This is a genomic window from Brevibacillus laterosporus, assembly GCF_030489605.1.
GTDB lineage: Bacteria > Bacillota > Bacilli > Brevibacillales > Brevibacillaceae > Brevibacillus_B > Brevibacillus_B laterosporus_E.
On record NZ_JAUKFY010000008.1, the window covers coordinates 110518 to 129494 of the forward strand.

Here is an 18977-nt window from a genome sequence, read left to right on the forward strand (position 1 = left end):
TGTTGTTTAATGGTTATATGGGAATTGAGTCGAATATCCGCTAAATTGCTGATGAGCTTGCGTTACCTTTTGCTGATCTGCTGCTTCAAGCTTATACCAGCCCTTTTGAAACATACAATTATATAATTCACGGGCTGACTGATGAGTTTCCGTTAATAATTGCATGTAGGTTTCATGTAATTGCTGGTGACTTGCTTCCCGTACCGCGTCATTTAAGCTATCAGTTAAATATTTGCAGGTGCTAAGCGCATCATTGATATAATCACGATCATTCATTTCAGGGCCTTTGACCTGCGGCAATTGATTGGATTGCGGATTCGCAATTTGTTTGTTTTGCATGAGGACACTCCCTCCCTTTCCTGAAGATTATTGCATCTGTGGCAAAGTTTTGGTGACGTTTGCATTGTTGATAGTAAGGTGGGTTAACAGTTGTTCATAATGCATTTGGTGCATGTAGCCCGTTTTATTTAACAGGTCTTTAATCTGAGGGTCTTGTACCTGCTGTGCGAAAAAATGAAGCTTCTTAAAGGCGTTTAACTCCCAGGACAGGGCATCCTTTAGATAAGATAAATCTTTGCCCGTAATGATTGTAGGCGGGGTAGGGAATGGAATTTGTTGATTTTGGACGCTAGCTAACTTAGAAGAGATGGTTTGCATAGTGGAAAGCCTCCTTTCAAATCTGGACAGTTCACAAGGATAGCTTTTGTTTGGACAGAAGGTTTCATACGAGACAAAAAAGCCCTTTCCAGAGCCAAATCGGCCTGTAAGGAAAGGGGTATTATGTATTTATTTTCAGGTTTGCCAGAGAGCTTGCTTACTTTGAGTGGTCGTTTGCAGCTTGGATGAATTGCAAAGCGATTATTTCAAAGTCAATGCTGGCTGGAGCGATGAATAGGTAGTATTCTAGCTCCTCCTGCAGTTGATGCTGCAGCTCAATTAACCGAGAACGTAAATCTTCTCCAAGCTTTGCTTGTACAGATAATGTTACCTGAAGACGAGGCATGGCTTGAAATGTATAATCCACTTTGTGCACTTTCACGACAGTGCTATTTCGATAGCAGGCCTGCTGTACCAGTTTACGCAATACCTGTTCATGAATTTGAATACGGCCTTGGGAAAAGGAAGGCTGAACAACTGTGGTTTCACCCATGTGTTTTTTAGAAGCAAAGATTTGCCATGCGGAATCAACAATTCGTTTAAATAAATCCTTCTCCACTTCTACGCGTGGAATAGGAATTACGTGCTGGCCCATTGTTTCACGAACATAGCGGGCTGCTTCAATCTCTTTTTCAGGTTTAATCGCTTCTATTGGGATGTATTCCGTTACTTCCGGCAAATCGAGCGCAGTGATAATCTTTCCAATCATCCGTTTTGAGGTGCCTAAAATTAAAATTTTTTCTATAGGAAGCTTGTGCAGAACGCGCTGTACTTCATCCACATGATCTGAAAAATGAAAGATAGCGCGTTTTACTGCACGAATTTTTGTCTTTTCGTATTTAGCTGAGTAGCCTGCAACCTTACGACCTTCATAGATGAGAATTCCATCATCAATGATGGCATCAATGTGACGTGAGTGAGCGAGACTTAATGCACTGGTGCTTTTACCTGTACCACTAGGGCCATAGAGAGCATATACTTGCACAAACTTCCCTCCTCCACTTTTTTATTCAGTATAGCATGGATTAATCAAGCACAGGGAGAAAAGCGGGGCAATGCATAGAAGCACATCGAAATGGCTAATAGAAGTCTTAGCTGACTTTTTTACCGATAAGGCGCTCCCAGTTCTCGTGCTCGTTGAGTAGCCCGCAGAACCGCTTCTGTTATAGCTTTCTTAAAGCCGTGTGCTTGCAATACCTCTAGGCCTGCTTGCGTAGTTCCGCCTGGACTAGTTACTTTTTTACGCAGGACCGCTGGCTCTTCCTTGGTCGCTATCAGCATATGAGCGGCGCCAAGCAGTGTTTGTACGGTTAGCTCACGGGATATCTCTCGGGAAAGACCTGCTAGCTGTCCAGCACCCTCCATGGCTTCAACAAGATAATAAATATAAGCAGGCCCACTTCCAGATAAGCCAGTGATAATATCTAATTCCTGTTCGGGAACGATACACACATGACCGATTGATTGAAATAAACATTCTGCTATAGCCAGATGCTGCTCAGATGCATATTTGCCAGCAGCCATTCCAGTTGCAGATAAACCTACGGCTGAAGATGTGTTTGGCATCGTACGAATGATTGGACATTCGACTCCAAGCCATTCCTGAATAGAGGAAGTAGGGACTCCAGCAATGACAGAGATAATCAAATGATCAGGGGTAACGTATTCACGCAGGGTCTGGCATGCAGAGGCGACGTCCTTTGGCTTCATTCCCAAAATGATTACTTGAGATTGAAGAAGCATAGCAGATAAATCACGAGTTGGGATCACTCCGTACTGTTCTTGCAGCTCACGGAGCCTAGCATCATCTGAATGATTCGTCACATAGATGCTGTTTGCAGGTAGTAAATGTTTAGCTGTGATACCTTTTACAATGGCTTCTACGATGGAACCTGCTCCCATAAAACCTACGTGTAGTTGTTGGCATATCTGGTTAGCTTGATGATCGTTCATGAGAGAGATCTCCTTTCGCAAATAAAAATTACCTTGTTTGTCCGTTTCCTAAGACACGGTATTTAATGGAAGTCAATGCTGTTAGACCCATAGGACCGCGAGCATGCAATTTTTGGGTGCTAATTCCAATTTCAGCTCCAAAGCCAAATTCTCCGCCGTCTGTAAAACGTGTAGAAGCATTATGATAAACAACAGCGGCGTCTACGGCTTGCAAGAAGCGTTCTGCTTGCGTTTGATCCTCAGTCAAAATTGATTCCGAATGCTTGGTTCCATAAGTAGCGATATGCTCCAAGGCCTCATCTATACTCGTAACCGTTTTAACGGCAAGAATGGTATCTAGGAATTCAGCATGCCAATCCTGTTCGGTAGCTAAGACAAAGCGATCGCGCAGCTCTGGGTGGGAAGCCATTGTTCTTTCGCATACGCGCAACTCTACTCCTGCATCTAGCAGGGATGTCAAAAGAGTTGCGGATTGATCATGTCCAAAATCTTGATGGATAAGCAGGGACTCAAGAGCATTGCATACAGCAGGACGGCTTAGCTTGGCATTTTGTACGATAGCTTGGGCCATAGCCGATTCAGCGGATTGATCAATGAAAATATGGCAATTACCTACTCCGGTCTCAATAACAGGCACAATGGAGTTTTTCACAACACGATTAATTAGTGCTGCTCCTCCGCGCGGGATGATCACGTCAATAATTCCATGGAGACTGCACATAACATCTACCGCTGCCCGATCAGTCGTAGCAAGATACTGAACCGCTTTATGTGGCAGCCCCAGGTTTTGGAGAGCGGTTTGAATACTTTTTACCAAAGCTAGATTAGAACGAGTGGTCGAGGCGCTGCCGCGCAGTACAACGGCATTTCCCGTTTTTAGTGAAATGGCGGCCGCATCTACTGTAACATTTGGACGTGCTTCATATATCATACCGATTACCCCTAGTGGTACACGCACAGAACGAATAGACAAGCCGTCCTTTTGTACCCACTCTGCAGTTGTTTCGCCAATAGGATCAGCAAGAGCAGCTAAATCCTCCAGACTGTCAGCTAAGGCAGTAATTCGTTCGGGTGTTAGACTAAGACGATCAATTAAGCTCGCAAGCTGTCCGCTTTCAATTGCCTTGTCAACATCCAATTTATTTTCAGCTAAAATATAAGCTTGATCAGCTAAAAGCTGTTCCTTTATAGCCTGTAATGCAGCGTTCTTTTGTTCACTGGTCAAAAGTGCTAATTTTCGCGAGGCTGCTTGAGCTAATTTTGCCTGCTTCGTAACCTGATCAATCACCTCATTGGAGGCTACTTTCGTTTGTTGGTTTCCTTCTCTCATTTTTTCCCGCTCCTTTTTCTATTTTTGAATGAGATGGGGCAGAGATACCCATTGATCTCGATGAATGGCTTCTGTAAAAGGCTTTTCCCTTTGCGGTTCACTGATGATTTGGCGCAGCAGTTCACTATCATAGCGGCAGACACCTCGACCAATTAAACCAGTAGGAGCATAAACTTCAACAACATCCCCTTGCGAAAAATCACCTTCTACACTGGTAATTCCTGCTGGCAGCAGACTGCTTTTGCGTTGCTGGATCGCTTCTTGGGCCCCGGCATCTACATGCAAGCGGCCGGCGATAGCGGAATGCAGGGCAATCCACTGCTTTTGGGTTGAAACACTCTCGCGCTTTTCAGCAGCATGAGCAGTAGAGGTGTCCGAATTCATTCCGCCAAAATCTCCTATATAGGTTCCTTCTCCTGTCCCATTAATGACATGTAATAAACTATCCTTGGAGGATAACCGGCCGATAAAGGTGCGCGTGCCTACCTTTAAGGCAGTTTCAGCAGCAATTACCTTTGATTGCATTCCTCCAGTACCAAGAGATGAACCTGAACCGCCAGCTACTGCTTTGATTTCATCTGTAATGGTAGCGACCTTTTCGAAGCGCTTTGCGTCAGGATTATTTCTTGGGTCTTTATTATAAATGCCATCCGTATCAGTCAAAATGATGTAGATGTCAGCATGCAGCATGCCAGCCACTAATGAACCTAACATATCGTTATCGCCGAACGTTAACTCTGCAACAGAAACAGTGTCGTTCTCGTTAATAATAGGAGTGATGTTGCGTGAAAGGAGTAGGGACATCGTTTGAAACGCATGACGGTATCGTTCCTGATTAGAGAAGTCACTGCGAGTCAACAGAATCTGTGCGATATGATAGTTGTAGGCAGCAAACAAAGCTGAGTAATGCTCCATCAAAATACTTTGTCCGATGGCTGCTGCGGCTTGCTTAGCTACGATGGTTCGCGGTCGTTGTTCATAGCCTAGCAGGCAATAGCCACTTGCTACAGCTCCCGAACTCACGAGTACGACCTCGTGTCCTTCACCACGCAGAGCTGCAATGGCATCTACCAAGAGACTCATTTTTTGCTGGTCGCAGCCGCCTTGTTTTTTTGCTAGGGAACTGCTTCCTACTTTCACCACAATGCGCATTTTTCCAGTCTGATTCATGTTGATCTGCTCTCCTTTTTCATCTCTAACAAACAAAAAAACCTTCCATCCTTAGAAAAACATAAGGACGAAAGGTTTACTTTCGCGGTACCACCTTAATTAAATGCCGAACCCATCCTTACATGGATCGACATCTATCTTTACACTTAAGAAAGCCCTAAATGGCCGATAAGCGCTTTCCTTGATAACAGGGGAAAGAATCCTGTCTAGGTCATCCCTAGCCGCTCTGGGATGGGTTCAAGCTGTTTCATGCACGCGATCTTCCAGCCAATGGATCACGTTCTCTGGGGCAGAAAGGGGGCTTTACTATTTCCCTTCAAAGCGATGAAGTATGATTATTTACATCATTATGATGGGGAGGACGGGAAAATGTCAAGGGACGTTACTGGAAATTTTCCTGTCCATATATGCCAGAGCGTTTTGTTATTTCGTACCGTTTGGATTCCTGATCCCGTCCTAAGTGATACCTCACAACCGAGCTGGAGGATGCGACAGTAGGCGAAATTCCAGAAACCTCCACAATTAAACCGCTATTTTCAACGGAAACCTTCATATTCTGAGTAGAGATAAATACGGGATAGCGTTTTGTCGAAGTAGACAAATAAACATTGCCATCAACGATTTTCGTATCTAAATGATCGTACAAGGCAACAGCTAACGGTCTGCTCCAATACTGCTGAAAGAAAGCGAGAATCCCATCTCTGGTATGATAAGGCTTTGGAAGCTGTCTATAAATGAGTCCATCTTCTTTAATCTCTTTGCCATCAGGAAGGGTAGCAGCAGCGTATTCCAAGTGATTAATTACCTGTTCGGCCTTTTGTAAGAATACCGACACATCATTGAGATTTGTTTCCATATGAGCCAATGCTGTTGTTTGCCATTTAGCCTGTTCCTTTTTGGTATCGGCTGTATTTATGCGGTCTGATTTTTCAGCAGTTGTGGCAGAAGATTTCTTGGATTTATTGGTAGCACCTTGTGATTTAACTGTTTTCTCTGCCTTTTGACTGTGTTCCTTCTCACTGGTATTCTTTGATTGCTCTGGTGGTTTATCACCTTTACATCCCGTTGCACCAGATATAAGGAGAGCTATTAGCAACGGAATATACCAATTTTTATTCATAAAAAATCACCTCGCCATTTTCTCCTTTTCTGCTAGCTTTTGAGTAGGAAGCCGATTTCAAACCCGTTAGATTTTACTAACAAAGGCATGGAGGAAGGAGGAGATGGTTATGATAAGACAATATTGAAGAAAGAAAAGGGAAAAAAGAACGACGAGGGGTTGTTTGTTGACTGTTTTCCCACTATCATAAAAGGGATAAGCATTGAAAATAGGGGGAAGCCCCGGTTTATTTGAGGTGGTCATAACGCATGTTCGGATTTGGAAATAAACAAAGAAAATTAATGACGTATGACGTATTGCTTGTAAAAACAAAAGATGGCAGAGGCCGTGACTTTTTCCAAGTTGCTTTTCACAGCTCTCAGGCCGCTGATATTATGAGTATGATTACGAAGCTGGAGAAATCCAAATACAATTCAACAGAATATCTAGGCGAGCTTGGTGATTTTAGGATTATTACGCATTATGAAGGGGTAGAAAGCATTAACATTCATGACACTGTAGACTCTGATGCGACACCTATTCAAATTCAAGATTTCGCAAACATGATGCTCCGTCGTTTTGAAATGCTTCAAGAAGCTGGCAAGCTGGAAGAAACAGAGGAGTTAGCTTTCTTTATGGGCGAATTAACTATGCTGCGCGATGAATCCTTTACATCATTATAGAATCTAATCAAATAGTGATGAAATTCAGAAAATAGGATTGCAAGGTATGGTTATTTGGTTTACAATGAATCTGAACAATTACTTTTTTGGTAGTAAATGTCAACATTCCACAGAATCGAAAAAATAAGGCGATTTTTGTGGAATGTTTTTATAGGCAGATAATGAATGAGCATTCATTCAAGACGAAAAACGACACCAAATCTGCCTACCTGCTAAAATCAAGCCATGATACAGGCATATGAAGGAGGAGACTTCATGGAACGCAAAATTAACAAAGCTGCGGTCTTGGGATCAGGGGTCATGGGAGCTGGTATTGCAGCCCATTTGGCTAACGTAGGTATCCCTACTTATCTGCTGGATATCGTACCGCGTGAACTGACGGAGGAAGAGAGCAAGAAAGGATTGACGCTGGATCACCCAGCCGTTCGTAATCGTATTGCACAAGCGGGTCGTGATCGACTGCTAAAAGAAAAGCCGGCGCCTCTGTATGATAAAGATTCCATCTCCCTCATCACAGTAGGCAATTTGGAGGATGATCTAGACAAACTAAGAGAAGTGGATTGGATCATCGAGGTTGTTGTCGAGAATGTAGATGTGAAAAAGCAGGTATTTGCTAAAATAGAAGCTTATCGCAAACCTGGCGCGATTGTATCCTCTAATACCTCGGGTGTTTCCATCAATGAAATGTGTCAGGATTGTTCAGAAGAGTTCAAAAAATACTTCCTGGGAACTCACTTTTTTAATCCCCCTCGTTACTTAAAGCTCTTAGAAATCATCCCAGGTGAGCATACTGATCCGGCCTTAGTTGAATTTATGATGCATTTTGGAGAATTTGTACTCGGAAAAGGAACTGTTCTTTGTAAGGATACACCTAACTTTATCGCCAACCGCGTAGGTACATATGGTCTTCAAGTGTCCATTCAGGAAATGCTGCGTCTTGAGTTAGGAGCAGATGAAATAGATGCTCTTACAGGTCCAGTAATTGGTCGTCCAAAAAGCGCGACGTTCCGAACCTTGGATGTGGTGGGTTTGGATACGTATGTACACGTTGCCAAAAATGTTCGTGATAAAGCTACGGACGAATCTGAAAAAGCCATGTTTGAAATTCCTGAGATCCTTACCAAGATGGTGGAAAATCGCTGGTTAGGTCAAAAAGCAGGTCAGGGCTTCTTTAAGCAGGAGAAAACAGCAGCAGGAAAAGAGATCTTGGTCTTGGATGCGAAGACGTTGGAATATAAGCCAAGGGTAAAAGCGAAGTTTGCTTCATTGGAGGCTGCTAAGCAAGCCAAAACATTGCCACAAAAATTGCAGGCAATTGTGTATGGAAAAGATAAAGGCAGCGAATTTTTATGGAACGTATTGAAAAAGACAATGCTGTATGCAGCCGCAAAAGTACCAGAGATTGCAGATGACATTGTTTCAGTAGATAAAGCGATGAGATGGGGTTTTGGTTGGGAGCTAGGTCCTTTTGAGACCTGGGATGCCATAGGCCTTGAGAAATCAGTAGCTCGGATGAGAGAAGAGGGAGAAACAATTCCAGCTTTGGTAGAGGAGCTATTGGCTAGTGGAAAAACCTCATTCTATGAAAAAGCGGAAGGAAAGATTGCTGCTTTTCATATCGGCGGAGCCTTTAGGGGACTAGAAGAGAAAAAAGAAGTCATTAATCTGGCCGCTTTAAAAGAACAGGGCAAAGTGATTGTCAAAAATGCAGGTGCGTCCTTAATTGATTTAGGCGATGGGGTTGCTTGCTTTGAATTTACCACTCCGCATAATGCGCTCGGCGTAGATATTTTGCAAATGTTCAATAAAGCAGCAGATGAAGTAGAGAAAAACTTTACCGGTATGGTGATCGGAAACCAAGGCAAGAACTTCTGTGTCGGATTAAACCTAGCGATGGCATTAATGGAGGCACAGGACGAAAACTGGTTTGAGCTAGATATGCTGGCTAAGAAGTTCCACAACACCGTTAACCGAATACGTACAATGCCTCGTCCGGTAGTAGCTGCGCCGTTCGGAATGACGCTTGGTGGCGGAGTAGAGATTTGTTATATGGCTGATCAGGTGCAATTGGCGGCGGAAACCTATCTGGGCTTTGTAGAAGTAGGCGTGGGTGTATTGCCGGGAGCGTGTGGTACGAAAGAAATGCTCTTTAGAGCGATGGAAAACATTCCAAGCGGAACTCCTACTCCTGTCGATGCCTTCCCATTTGTAGCACGAGCATTTGAAACCATTGCGATGGCGAAAGTATCCACCAGCGGCAAGGAAGCGATTAAATTAGGGTATATGCGCCCAACTGATCGCATTTCAATCAATCAGGATCATTTGTTATATGATGCTAAACAAGCGGTGCTGGAGCTTGATAAACGCGGATATACGCCTCCTGCAGAACGCCGGATTCCAGCTATCGGAACGACAGGATATGCCTCATTACGCCAAAATATCTATGGATTGCGTGAAAGCGGCATGATCAGTGAGCATGATGAACTCATTGCAACGAAAATCGCCTATATCATGTCAGGGGGAGATGTCCCAGCAGGTACACTGGTTAACGAAACATATATTCTTGAACTTGAGCGCAAAGGCTTCCTTGAATTAATCAAAACACAAAAGACCCAACAGCGCATGCAGCATATGCTTGCTAAGGGAAAACCGTTGCGCAACTAAACAAGCGTCGGAAAAGAAGGAGGAGAAAGCATGAGAGAAGTAGTCATCGTGGCTGGGGCACGTACGGCTGTAGGTAAGTCAAAGCGCGGCTCATTAAAGGATGTTCATCCAGTTGATCTGGGCGCATATGTTGTAGAGGATTTGCTTCGCCGTGTTCCGAATCTGGACCCGGCGTTGATTGAGGATATAATTATTGGAAATGCAGTGCCGGAAGCGGAGCAAGGAACCAACATGGCTCGTTTAATCGGTCTTCGAGCTGGATTGCCGACCAATGTATCAGGTATTACGATCAATCGTTTTTGTTCATCTGGTTTACAAAGTATTGCTTATGCGGCCCAACAAATCATGTGCGGTGGTGCTGATGTCATCATTGCAGGCGGTGTGGAAAGCATGAGTCTTGTACCGATGGTGGGGAATAAGGTAGCTTTGAACCCAACCTTGGTGGAAACGATGCCAGAAGCATACATGGGCATGGGACATACGGCAGAGAGAGTGGCACAGCGTTATGGCATTAGTCGTGAGGATCAGGACCAGTTTGCGGTAAGAAGCCATCAGCGTGCGGCGGAGGCGATTGCGGCCGGAAAGTTTAAAGATGAGATCGTCCCAGTGCCAGTGAAGCAGGTATACGTGGATGAGAACGGTAAACGTCATGAGAAAGAATTTGTGTTTGATACAGATGAAGGTGTACGAATTGATACAAATGTTGAAACTTTGGGAAAATTACGACCGGTCTTTCACGTAAAAGGTAGCGTTACAGCGGGTAACTCGTCTCAAACTAGCGATGGCGCCGCCGCCGTTCTCGTAATGTCCAAGGAAAAAGCAGACGAATTGGGCATTAAGCCAATTGCCAAGTTCCACTCCTTTGCGGTAGGCGGTGTTGATCCTGATGTGATGGGAATTGGGCCAGTTGTTGCTGTTCCAAAAGCCCTGAAGCAGGCTGGACTTAGCCTTCAGGATGTAGATTTGTTTGAGTTAAACGAAGCATTTGCCTCGCAATCCCTAGCTGTTATTCGTGAGCTGGGCATTGATGCTGAGAAGGTGAATGTTAACGGTGGTGCAATTGCATTGGGACATCCATTAGGATGCACAGGTGCCAAATTAACGGTATCTCTACTAAACGAGATGAAGAGACGTCAATCGAAATATGGCGTTGTAACAATGTGTATCGGTGGCGGTATGGGGGCTGCTGGGGTGTTTGAGGTTCTTTAAAAAAGATGTTTGAGGTTCTGTGAAAATATGTAAGCGTCCAAAGCATAAATAGCTTGGCTTGTTAAATATGGAAAGGAGAAATGAAACATGGCAGATGTAAAAGAAATTGTACGCGGTGGAAGCTTTTTGATCGAAACAGGTTTAGCAGAAGATGTATTTACGCCGGAGGATTATACAGAAGAACAAAAAATGATTGCGAAAACCACAGAGGAATTTGTCGTTAACGAGGTTTTACCTCATTTGGAGGAGATTGAACAGCATCACTTTGATCATTCGGTTCGCCTGTTAAAGGAAGCGGGAGAATTAGGGCTGTTAGGTGCAGATGTTCCGGAAGAGTATGAGGGGCTTGGGCTTGATAAAATGAGCTCTGCGTTAATTACAGAAAAAATGGCACGTGCACGTAGCTTTGGCCTAAGCCATGGTGCTCATGTAGGGATTGGTTCCCTGCCAATCGTATACTTTGGTAACGATGATCAAAAGCGTCGGTACCTGCCTGATTTGGCATCGGGCCGCCGTCTAGCGGCTTATTGCTTAACAGAGCCGGGTTCTGGTTCGGATGCATTGGGTGCTAAAGCAACCGCTCGTCTGTCTGAGGATGGCACGCATTACCTGTTAAATGGGGAAAAGCAATGGATCACCAACGCTGGATTTGCTGATGTATTTGTAGTCTATGCCAAAATCGACGGTGAGCATTTTACAGCGTTTATTGTAGAACGTGATTTCCCTGGCGTATCATTTGGACCGGAAGAGAAAAAAATGGGGATAAAAGGCTCGTCCACACGCACCGTTATTTTTGAGGACGCTAAGGTACCAGTCGAAAACCTATTGGGTGAGAAGGGCAAAGGTCACGTCATCGCGTTTAATATTTTAAACGTTGGTCGTTATAAACTAGCAGTAGGTACAGTAGGTTCTGCAAAACGTGCATTAGATATTGCGACGCAATATGCAAAAGAGCGTAAACAATTTAAAACGCCAATTGCCAACTTCCCGCTTATTCAAAATAAATTAGCTTCTATGGCAGCGAAAGTATATGCGTCTGAAAGCTCTGTATACCGAACAGTAGGTATGTTTGATTCCTCCCTGTCAAGCTTGGGAGAAAAAGCAAATGATGGCCGTGAGGTAGCAAAGGCAATTGCTGATTATGCGATCGAATGCTCGATCAACAAGGTGTTTAGTTCCGAGGTATTGGATTTCTGTGTGGATGAAGGCGTGCAAATCCATGGCGGATACGGCTTTATGTCCGAGTATGAAATCGAGAATATGTATCGTGACTCTCGCATTAATCGTATTTTTGAAGGCACCAATGAAATTAACCGCTTATTAATTCCAGGCACATTGGTTAAAAAAGCAATGAAAGGCGAATTGCCTTTGTTGCAGGCAGCATCAGGCTTACAGGAGGAGCTGATGAGCTACTATCCTAGTGAGCTGGAAGAAGCTCCTTTGGCTGTTGAAAAGCATCTGCTGGAGATGACACGCAAAATCATTTTAATGGTTGCAGGCTCAGCTTTGATGAAGTACCAAAAACAATTGGATCAAGAGCAAGAGCTACTAGCGATTGCGGCTGACATGCTAATTGAGCTATATGCTATGGATAGTGCCGTTAAGCGCACAGAAAAAGCAATCGCAAAAAATGGAGCAGACAAAGAACAGCACAAGCTGAACCTGACAACAGTGTTTGTGCATGAGGCTTTCGATCGTATCGAACAAGGAGCGAAGGAAGCGTTAGCGGGAATGGAAGAGGGGGACGACCTTCGTTTACGCTTATCCATTCTCAAAAAATTGACACGTCGTGACCCAATCAACAGCATTGGATTGAAACGCCAAATCGCGGCTCACGTATTAGAGAAGGATGGCTACGCAGTATAGAAACATATAGCTTGAGCATAAAAAAGGTTGCCAAGGAATCGGCAACCTTTTACTTTTTCTTTTTTATATCCTTTTGGGTGGAAGCACGATAGTTATCGCAAGAATTTCGCTCGACCAATTTAAAGGGAATAATAATGCGCTTGGTAGGTTCATCAGGTTGTTCAAGCTTCTCAATCAAGCATTTTCCAGCCTGATATCCCAGTTGAAAGATTTGAATGTCCACTGAGGTGAGCGGCGGCTGAGAAATTTCCGTAATCAGAGCATTGTTAAAACTAATAAGAGACACATCTTGAGGCACGTTAACCCCTATTTCGTTTAGGACCCGCAAAATCCCCAAAGCCATCATGTCATCCGTCACGATCAAGGCAGTCGGTCTGTTAGGCAAATTCATTAGTTCAATTGCGGCTTCCTCACCGCCTTCACGCAGGACTTTTTCTCGAACAATATATTCGTCTTGTAGGGGGAGGGAGGCTTGGGCGATGGCTTGTTTATAGCCTTCTAAACGGTCAATGGTGACCACCATGTCAGGTGAACCACCAACAAACGCGATTCGTTCATGCCCCTTTTTGATGAGATACTCGGTGATTTCCTTCGCTGCTGAATAGTTGTCGTTATCGACATGATTAATGGCATCCATGTCCGTATGCGGTTTTCCCACCATTACAAAGGGAAAATCTCGTTCTTTTAGATAATTGGTGACGCGATCGTTAATTTTGGAATAAAGCAGAATCAATCCATCTACTCGACCGCCTTGAACCATTCTCACAACGCCATCATACAATTCAGCTTCAGTTTCCCCGGTGGACATACAGATAGCGTACTCGCGGCTATGAGCAATTTTGCTGATACCTCGGATCACTTCAGGAAAGAAAGGATTTTGGAAGATCCGATCCGTTGAATCAGGCATTACCAGCCCAATGGTTTGTGAGGATTTGCTAGCAAGACTCCGGGCCTGATAGTTAGGATGATAGCCGAGTTGTTCCATGGCTTTTCGAACGCGCTGCTTCGTTTCTTCGCTAATGCGAGGATGGTTGGCAACGACACGAGAGACTGTAGATGGTGCTACATTTGCTGCCCTTGCCACATCTTTAATTGTTACCCCCATGCGTTACCATCCCTTTCCACTTTATTTTTCATTATGATCTCTCATGAAAAAACAGTCAGGGAGATGCCCCCAACTGTTTGCATAATTATTGGCTTAGTTCAAATGTGAAGATCTGCTTATCCTTCAAATAGGAGCCTGTCATTTCTTGACCATTTACATAGATGGTTTTCATCGTATCTACTCCGTGAATGTGGACAATCATAGATTTCCAAGAAGGAGAGTAACCTGTGTGAATGTCCTCTATGTTTATTTCTACTTGATTTTCATCGTGGTGACAAGTAATTTTTCTCTCTAGATATTGATTATTTTGATAGGAGAACGTACTTCCGTCATCTTCATACAGGATATACTCTGTTTGTTGCTGACCTGGATAGATGTGAATCATGATTTGTTCGTCAGGGACCTTAGTGGATAATTTGGCTGGTGCCTCCGGAATAATTGCCCCTTCCTTCACAAAAATCGGCAGGGTATCGAGCGGGGCAGAAACCATGATATGCTTACCGCCATCGAATTTAGTGTCTGTCCAGTAATCATACCAGGTGCCTTCCGGCAGATAAACAACGCGATGGTATGTTGCCGGTCTAGTGATTGGAGCGATTAAAACATTCTCACCAATCAAGAACTGATCGGACAGATTGGATGTATGTGGATCGTTTGGATATTCCAATACAAGCGGGCGCATTACAGGAAGACCCGTCTGATGTGCTTCACGGAACAACGTGTATAAGTGCGGAAGCCATTTATAACGCAGTTCAATATATTTCTTCGTGATCGTTTCCACTTCTTCTCCAAACGCCCATGGCTCTTGTGCCACTGTACCAAGATTGCTGTGGTTTCGGAAATAGGGAGTAAAAGTTCCGAGCTGTGTCCAGCGTGTCAGCAATTCCCCCGTAGTATCATGTGCAAAGCCTCCAACATCAGGTCCGGTAAATGGCACTCCGGATAACCCAAGATTCATGCACATAGGCATCGCCATTTGCATATGCTCCCAGAAGCTTCGATTATCTCCTGTCCAGACAGCAGCATAACGCTGTACACCAGCGTATCCGGCTCTGGTCAGCACAAACGGACGCTTTCCAGTTAACAGTTCTTTTAAGCCTGTATAAGTCGCTTCACCCATTAAGAGCCCATAGATATTGTGTAATTCACGATGAGTTTTTGGATTTCCGTCATTTTCATGTATGACTGATAAATCCATAGTCTTGGTTTCATTGAAAACGGCGGGCTCATTCATATCATTCCAGATACCTTCAATGCCCATGTCAGTATAGAATTTTTGCTTCTGACCCCACCATTTCCGTACATTCGTATTGGAAAAGTCAGGGAAGGCACTGATTCCTGGCCATACTTCCCCTACATATATATTTCCTTCCAGATATTTGCAAAAGCGATTTTCCCGCACTCCCTCTTGATAGATAGGGTATTCCGCATCTTGCTTTACACCTGGATCAACAATGGGAACGATGTTGATTCCTTCTGCTTTTAATTCTTGAATCAGCGAATGGGCATGCGGGAACCGATCATAGTCAAAAGTAAATACACGGTATCCGTCCATGTAATGAATATCCAAGTAGATCGCATCGACTGGAATTTCCTTGTTCTTAAAGTTTCTTACCAGTTCCCGGACTTCCTGCTCATTTTTATAGCTGTAACGTGATTGATGATAGCCAAGTGCCCATTTGGGGGGAATGTCCATGCGGCCTGTTAATGTCGTGTATTGAGTAATAACATCCTTTGGAGTAGGCCCTGCCAGAATGTAATAATCCAATTCGCCGCCTTCTGCCCCGAAGGAATAGCTGGTTTGACTGGATTTCAGATCAAAAACGCTGCGATACGTGTTATCAAAAAAGATTCCATGTGCAAAACCATTTCGAATTGTCATGAAGTACGGAATTGATTCATAGAGAGCATCAGTTTCTGGATTATGCGGAGCAAAAACGTCTGTATTCCACATTGTCATTTTTTCACCGCGTTTATCAAGAAAGCCTGTTTTTTCGCCAAATCCGTAAAAATGGTCGGCGGCATCCATTTCTTTAAAACAAATAATTTCTTGTTTTTGTGTAAAGGTCATTCCTCTCTCGCCCTCTGCTACAAGCAATCGTCCCAGAGGATCATAGGCGGAAATTCGAAAAGGATTTTTGGTGATTTTTAGGTGGAGCCCAGATGTTTTAATCAGTAGATGCAGGTCATGGTCCTCACATATTGGATTGACATCCTGAGGAGCCTTTATGAGGGCAAAGCTGCTTTCTAAAGTCGGTCTTGATAGCGGTTTCATAGTTATCCGTACAATATCATCTGCATAGAAAGACAGACTAACCCAACCGCGCTCACAGCGAAAGTGGAAGAGATCAGTTTTTTCATAGTCTAATAAGGCGCCAATGTCATAGTAGTGAGTCGAATTGCTTGCTTGTTCATTTCCAGGATGAATGGCAAAACTGGTATCTTGCATATAAAAACCTCCTTTGTTCTTTGGTTGACCGCATGTTTGAAAGAATCTCACAATCATTATATTTTCAATCAATTAATTGCGCAACCGATTGCGCAAGGTTATTTTCAAGTATTTTATTGTCGCTCTCTTAAAGTGACCGCGTTTCATTTAGGTTATGGCGGGATAAATGGTTGTAATGAACGTGTTTTCGTTAAGAAGTACAAGCGATTTTATTTTTGGGACAAAAAGGGGGACTATTATAAAATTTCTCTTGTTTTATGAAAGCGTTTTTATTACAATGATTTTGCGCAAACGATTTCACTAGGTTGATGAAATAAATGATATACGTTATTCAGGGGGGAGTCACAGTGAGAAACATGGCATCTTTTGATTTCTGGCAAAAGCTTGGGAAAGCACTTTTAGTGGTAGTTGCTGTCATGCCTGCTGCGGGGATTATGATTTCTCTCGCCAAGCTGATTGCGATGGCAGGCGGAGATGTAACCTTTGTTGTCAGATTTGCCCACGTGATGGAAGAAATAGGGTGGGCTATCATCGGTAATCTTCATATTTTGTTTGCAGTTGCCATTGGTGGCTCATGGGCAAAGGAGCGGGCAGGCGGCGCATTTGCTGCACTGATTGCTTTTATCTTAATCAATCGGATTACGGGTGCAATTTTTGGAGTAAGCGGGGATATGCTATCAAGCCCTGACGCTACGGTCTCCTCCTTATTTGGAAAAGAGTTAGTAGTGAAAGATTATTTTATTTCATTTTTAGGGGCACCTGCACTTAACATGGGTGTTTTTATTGGTATTATTTCTGGATTCCTAGGAGCCGTTATCTTTAATAAGTACTATGATTATAATAAACTTCCGGCATCGTTAGCTTTCTTTAATGGGAAGCGATTTGTTCCGTTTGTCGTTATTTTTTGGTCGGCTGTAACCGCTATCATTTTGTCTTCTATTTGGCCGTCTATTCAGGGAATTTTGAATGATTTCGGAAAATGGATTGCTTCTTCTAAGGATTCAGCACCTGTCATTGCTCCCTTTATCTTTGGAATGCTAGAGCGTTTGCTGCTACCATTTGGATTGCATCATATGCTGACTGTTCCGATTAATTATACCCAGCTTGGCGGTACATACACATTGCTTACCGGTACCAGTGCAGGTCAGGTCGTAGCGGGGCAAGATCCATTGTGGCTTGCTTGGGTGGCTGATTTGAACAACCTACTTTCTCAAGGTGATACGGCTGCTTATCATCAATTGCTAAATAGTGTAACGCCAGCTCGTTTTAAAGTAGGTCAGATGATTTTGTCAACGGCGTCATTGCTTGGCATCGCGTTAGCTATGTATCGTCATGTGGACATCGAGAAACGTCCAAAATATAAATCCATGTTTTTCTCTGCCGCTTTGGCGGTATTTTTGACAGGGGTAACAGAACCGATTGAATTTATGTTTATGTTCGCTGCACCGCTTTTGTATGTGGTTTACTCGATTTTGACTGGACTTAGCTTCGCGATGGCTGATTTTATTCACCTGCGCCTACATTCCTTTGGATTCATCGAGCTGTTAACACGAACACCAATGGCGATACGGGCAGGAATGATACAGGATATCATCAACTTTGCCGTAACATGCCTCGTATTCTTTGGATTGAATTTCACTGTCTTTCATTTTTTGATCAAAAAGTTTAACTTCCCAACCCCAGGGCGTGCTGGAAATTATACTGATGAGGAAGAGCCCTCTGCAAAACAAGAGCAATTGAAGAAAACCACTACTGGTGTTGCTGAATCGATTGTTCAGCTATTAGGTGGACAGAATAATATAGTAGATGTGGATGCTTGTATGACACGTCTGCGAGTAACAGTTAAAAATATAGAAGATGTGGCTAAAGAATCAGAGTGGAAAAAGACAGGCTCGCTTGGACTGATTTTAAAAGACAAGGGAGTGCAGGTTGTGTACGGTCCCAAGGCGGATGTAATTAAATCAAGTGTTCAGGATTATTTAGGAGTCTAATATGAGATTACTAACACTGAATTGTCATTCGTGGCAGGAATCTAATCAGCAAAAAAAGCTAGAGGAATTAGCGGATGCCATAGCGGAGCACGCGTACGATGCTATAGCTTTGCAGGAGGTTAGCCAATCGATTAAAGCTGCAGTGATAAAGGATCACATTAAGGCGGATAACTATGCTTATCTTTTATTACAAGAGCTTCAGAAGCGCGGGCTAGACGATTATCGGATGGTCTGGGAGTTTTGCCATATCGGCTATGAGGTTTACGAAGAAGGGGTAGCTTTGCTGACCAACCTTCCAATTAGGAAGCAGGACGCATTTTATGTATCCAAACATACAGATACGTCCTATTGGAAAACCCGCAAGGTTATCAAAGCGACCGTGGAGTATCATCAGAAGTACATCTCATTCTTTTCCTGTCATTTCGGATGGTGGGAGGATGAAGAGGAGCCCTTTCATGCTCAGTTCGAACGTTTAATGAAGAGAACGGATAAAAATGAACTTACCTTCTTGATGGGAGACTTTAATAATCATGCCAAAGTGAGAGGGGAAGGCTATGACATGGTAAAAGGGCAGGGCTGGTACGATACGTTTTTGCTTGCAAAGGTCCAAGATGAGGGCAGTACAGTTCAAGGGAAGATAGCCGGATGGGATCAAAATCAGGAAGGCTTGCGGATCGATTATATCTGGGTTAATCAGCCTGTCTCTGTCCAGGAATCAAAAGTCATTTTTAACGGAACCAATAAGCCAGTCATATCAGATCATTTTGGAGTAGATGTCATGATTTGATGCCAAAAACCAAA

15 protein-coding genes are annotated in these 18977 nt (G+C 43.6%); 6 read left to right on the forward strand and 9 right to left on the reverse strand.

What is annotated here, in order from left to right:
* Positions 1–6: 6 nt before the first annotated feature.
* The 7 genes from QZ995_RS11095 to QZ995_RS11125 form a co-directional block, all read right to left on the reverse strand.
* On the reverse strand, positions 7–339 hold the full coding sequence (locus QZ995_RS11095; protein WP_031411611.1) for a spore coat protein: 333 nt from the start codon (positions 337–339) through the stop codon (positions 7–9).
* Between the two features lie 27 nt (positions 340–366).
* Positions 367–657, reverse strand: a complete 291-nt coding sequence (locus QZ995_RS11100) for a ferritin-like domain-containing protein (RefSeq protein WP_301806666.1) — start codon at positions 655–657, stop codon at positions 367–369.
* A 157-nt stretch (positions 658–814) separates the two neighbouring features.
* Positions 815–1642: a hypothetical protein gene (locus tag QZ995_RS11105; protein WP_301806669.1), complete on the reverse strand. Its 828-nt coding sequence runs from the start codon at positions 1640–1642 to the stop codon at positions 815–817.
* A gap of 119 nt (positions 1643–1761) precedes the next feature.
* Entirely contained in the window at positions 1762–2610 is an 849-nt protein-coding gene (gene proC, locus QZ995_RS11110) for a pyrroline-5-carboxylate reductase (RefSeq protein ID WP_301806671.1), read from the reverse strand.
* 28 nt (positions 2611–2638) lie between these two features.
* Positions 2639–3940, reverse strand: coding sequence for a glutamate-5-semialdehyde dehydrogenase (locus QZ995_RS11115; protein WP_301806673.1), 1302 nt, complete (start codon positions 3938–3940; stop codon positions 2639–2641).
* 18 nt (positions 3941–3958) lie between these two features.
* Positions 3959–5110: a glutamate 5-kinase gene (gene proB / locus QZ995_RS11120; protein WP_301806674.1), complete on the reverse strand. Its 1152-nt coding sequence runs from the start codon at positions 5108–5110 to the stop codon at positions 3959–3961.
* Positions 5111–5492: 382 nt separating this feature from the next.
* Positions 5493–6230 carry a hypothetical protein gene (locus tag QZ995_RS11125; protein ID WP_301806676.1) on the reverse strand — a complete coding sequence of 246 codons (738 nt, stop codon included), beginning with the start codon at positions 6228–6230 and terminating at the stop codon, positions 5493–5495.
* A gap of 248 nt (positions 6231–6478) precedes the next feature.
* Here QZ995_RS11125 and QZ995_RS11130 point away from each other — a divergent pair, with 248 nt between their 5' ends.
* The 4 genes from QZ995_RS11130 (at position 6479) to QZ995_RS11145 (ending at position 12631) form a co-directional block, all read left to right on the forward strand.
* Complete coding sequence (locus QZ995_RS11130) at positions 6479–6892, forward strand: hypothetical protein (protein ID WP_301806678.1); 414 nt, start codon at positions 6479–6481, stop codon at positions 6890–6892.
* A 255-nt stretch (positions 6893–7147) separates the two neighbouring features.
* A complete protein-coding gene (locus QZ995_RS11135; RefSeq protein WP_301806680.1) occupies positions 7148–9556 on the forward strand; it encodes a 3-hydroxyacyl-CoA dehydrogenase/enoyl-CoA hydratase family protein in 2409 nt (802 codons plus the stop codon).
* 30 nt (positions 9557–9586) lie between these two features.
* Complete coding sequence (locus tag QZ995_RS11140) at positions 9587–10765, forward strand: acetyl-CoA C-acetyltransferase (protein ID WP_301806681.1); 1179 nt, start codon at positions 9587–9589, stop codon at positions 10763–10765.
* An 87-nt stretch (positions 10766–10852) separates the two neighbouring features.
* Entirely contained in the window at positions 10853–12631 is a 1779-nt protein-coding gene (locus tag QZ995_RS11145; RefSeq protein ID WP_301806682.1) for an acyl-CoA dehydrogenase family protein, read from the forward strand.
* A gap of 49 nt (positions 12632–12680) precedes the next feature.
* Here QZ995_RS11145 and QZ995_RS11150 read toward each other — a convergent pair whose 3' ends face one another.
* Positions 12681–13736: a LacI family DNA-binding transcriptional regulator gene (locus QZ995_RS11150; protein WP_301806684.1), complete on the reverse strand. Its 1056-nt coding sequence runs from the start codon at positions 13734–13736 to the stop codon at positions 12681–12683.
* 85 nt (positions 13737–13821) lie between these two features.
* On the reverse strand, positions 13822–16185 hold the full coding sequence (locus tag QZ995_RS11155; RefSeq protein ID WP_301806686.1) for a glycoside hydrolase family 31 protein: 2364 nt from the start codon (positions 16183–16185) through the stop codon (positions 13822–13824).
* A gap of 356 nt (positions 16186–16541) precedes the next feature.
* On the opposite strand from QZ995_RS11155, the gene QZ995_RS11160 reads away from it, so the two are divergent.
* Entirely contained in the window at positions 16542–18176 is a 1635-nt protein-coding gene (locus QZ995_RS11160) for a PTS transporter subunit IIBC (RefSeq protein WP_437124730.1), read from the forward strand.
* A 1-nt stretch (position 18177) separates the two neighbouring features.
* A complete protein-coding gene (locus QZ995_RS11165; protein WP_301806689.1) occupies positions 18178–18963 on the forward strand; it encodes an endonuclease/exonuclease/phosphatase family protein in 786 nt (261 codons plus the stop codon).
* The last annotated feature ends 14 nt before the right edge of the window (positions 18964–18977 follow it).

Excerpts from the sequence above, each read along its gene's own strand:
- QZ995_RS11130 (WP_301806678.1), top strand. The coding sequence starts at position 6,479 with ATGTTCGGATTTGGAAATAAACAAAGAAAATTAATGACGTATGACGTA.
- QZ995_RS11135 (WP_301806680.1), top strand. The coding sequence starts at position 7,148 with ATGGAACGCAAAATTAACAAAGCTGCGGTCTTGGGATCAGGGGTCATG.
- QZ995_RS11160 (WP_437124730.1), top strand. The coding sequence starts at position 16,542 with ATGGCATCTTTTGATTTCTGGCAAAAGCTTGGGAAAGCACTTTTAGTG.
- QZ995_RS11155 (WP_301806686.1), bottom strand. The coding sequence starts at position 16,185 with ATGCAAGATACCAGTTTTGCCATTCATCCTGGAAATGAACAAGCAAGC.
- proB (WP_301806674.1), bottom strand. The coding sequence starts at position 5,110 with ATGAATCAGACTGGAAAAATGCGCATTGTGGTGAAAGTAGGAAGCAGT.
- QZ995_RS11100 (WP_301806666.1), bottom strand. The coding sequence starts at position 657 with ATGCAAACCATCTCTTCTAAGTTAGCTAGCGTCCAAAATCAACAAATT.
- QZ995_RS11140 (WP_301806681.1), top strand. The coding sequence starts at position 9,587 with ATGAGAGAAGTAGTCATCGTGGCTGGGGCACGTACGGCTGTAGGTAAG.
- QZ995_RS11125 (WP_301806676.1), bottom strand. The coding sequence starts at position 6,230 with ATGAATAAAAATTGGTATATTCCGTTGCTAATAGCTCTCCTTATATCT.
- QZ995_RS11145 (WP_301806682.1), top strand. The coding sequence starts at position 10,853 with ATGGCAGATGTAAAAGAAATTGTACGCGGTGGAAGCTTTTTGATCGAA.
- QZ995_RS11150 (WP_301806684.1), bottom strand. The coding sequence starts at position 13,736 with ATGGGGGTAACAATTAAAGATGTGGCAAGGGCAGCAAATGTAGCACCA.
- QZ995_RS11165 (WP_301806689.1), top strand. The coding sequence starts at position 18,178 with ATGAGATTACTAACACTGAATTGTCATTCGTGGCAGGAATCTAATCAG.
- QZ995_RS11115 (WP_301806673.1), bottom strand. The coding sequence starts at position 3,940 with ATGAGAGAAGGAAACCAACAAACGAAAGTAGCCTCCAATGAGGTGATT.
- proC (WP_301806671.1), bottom strand. The coding sequence starts at position 2,610 with ATGAACGATCATCAAGCTAACCAGATATGCCAACAACTACACGTAGGT.
- QZ995_RS11095 (WP_031411611.1), bottom strand. The coding sequence starts at position 339 with ATGCAAAACAAACAAATTGCGAATCCGCAATCCAATCAATTGCCGCAG.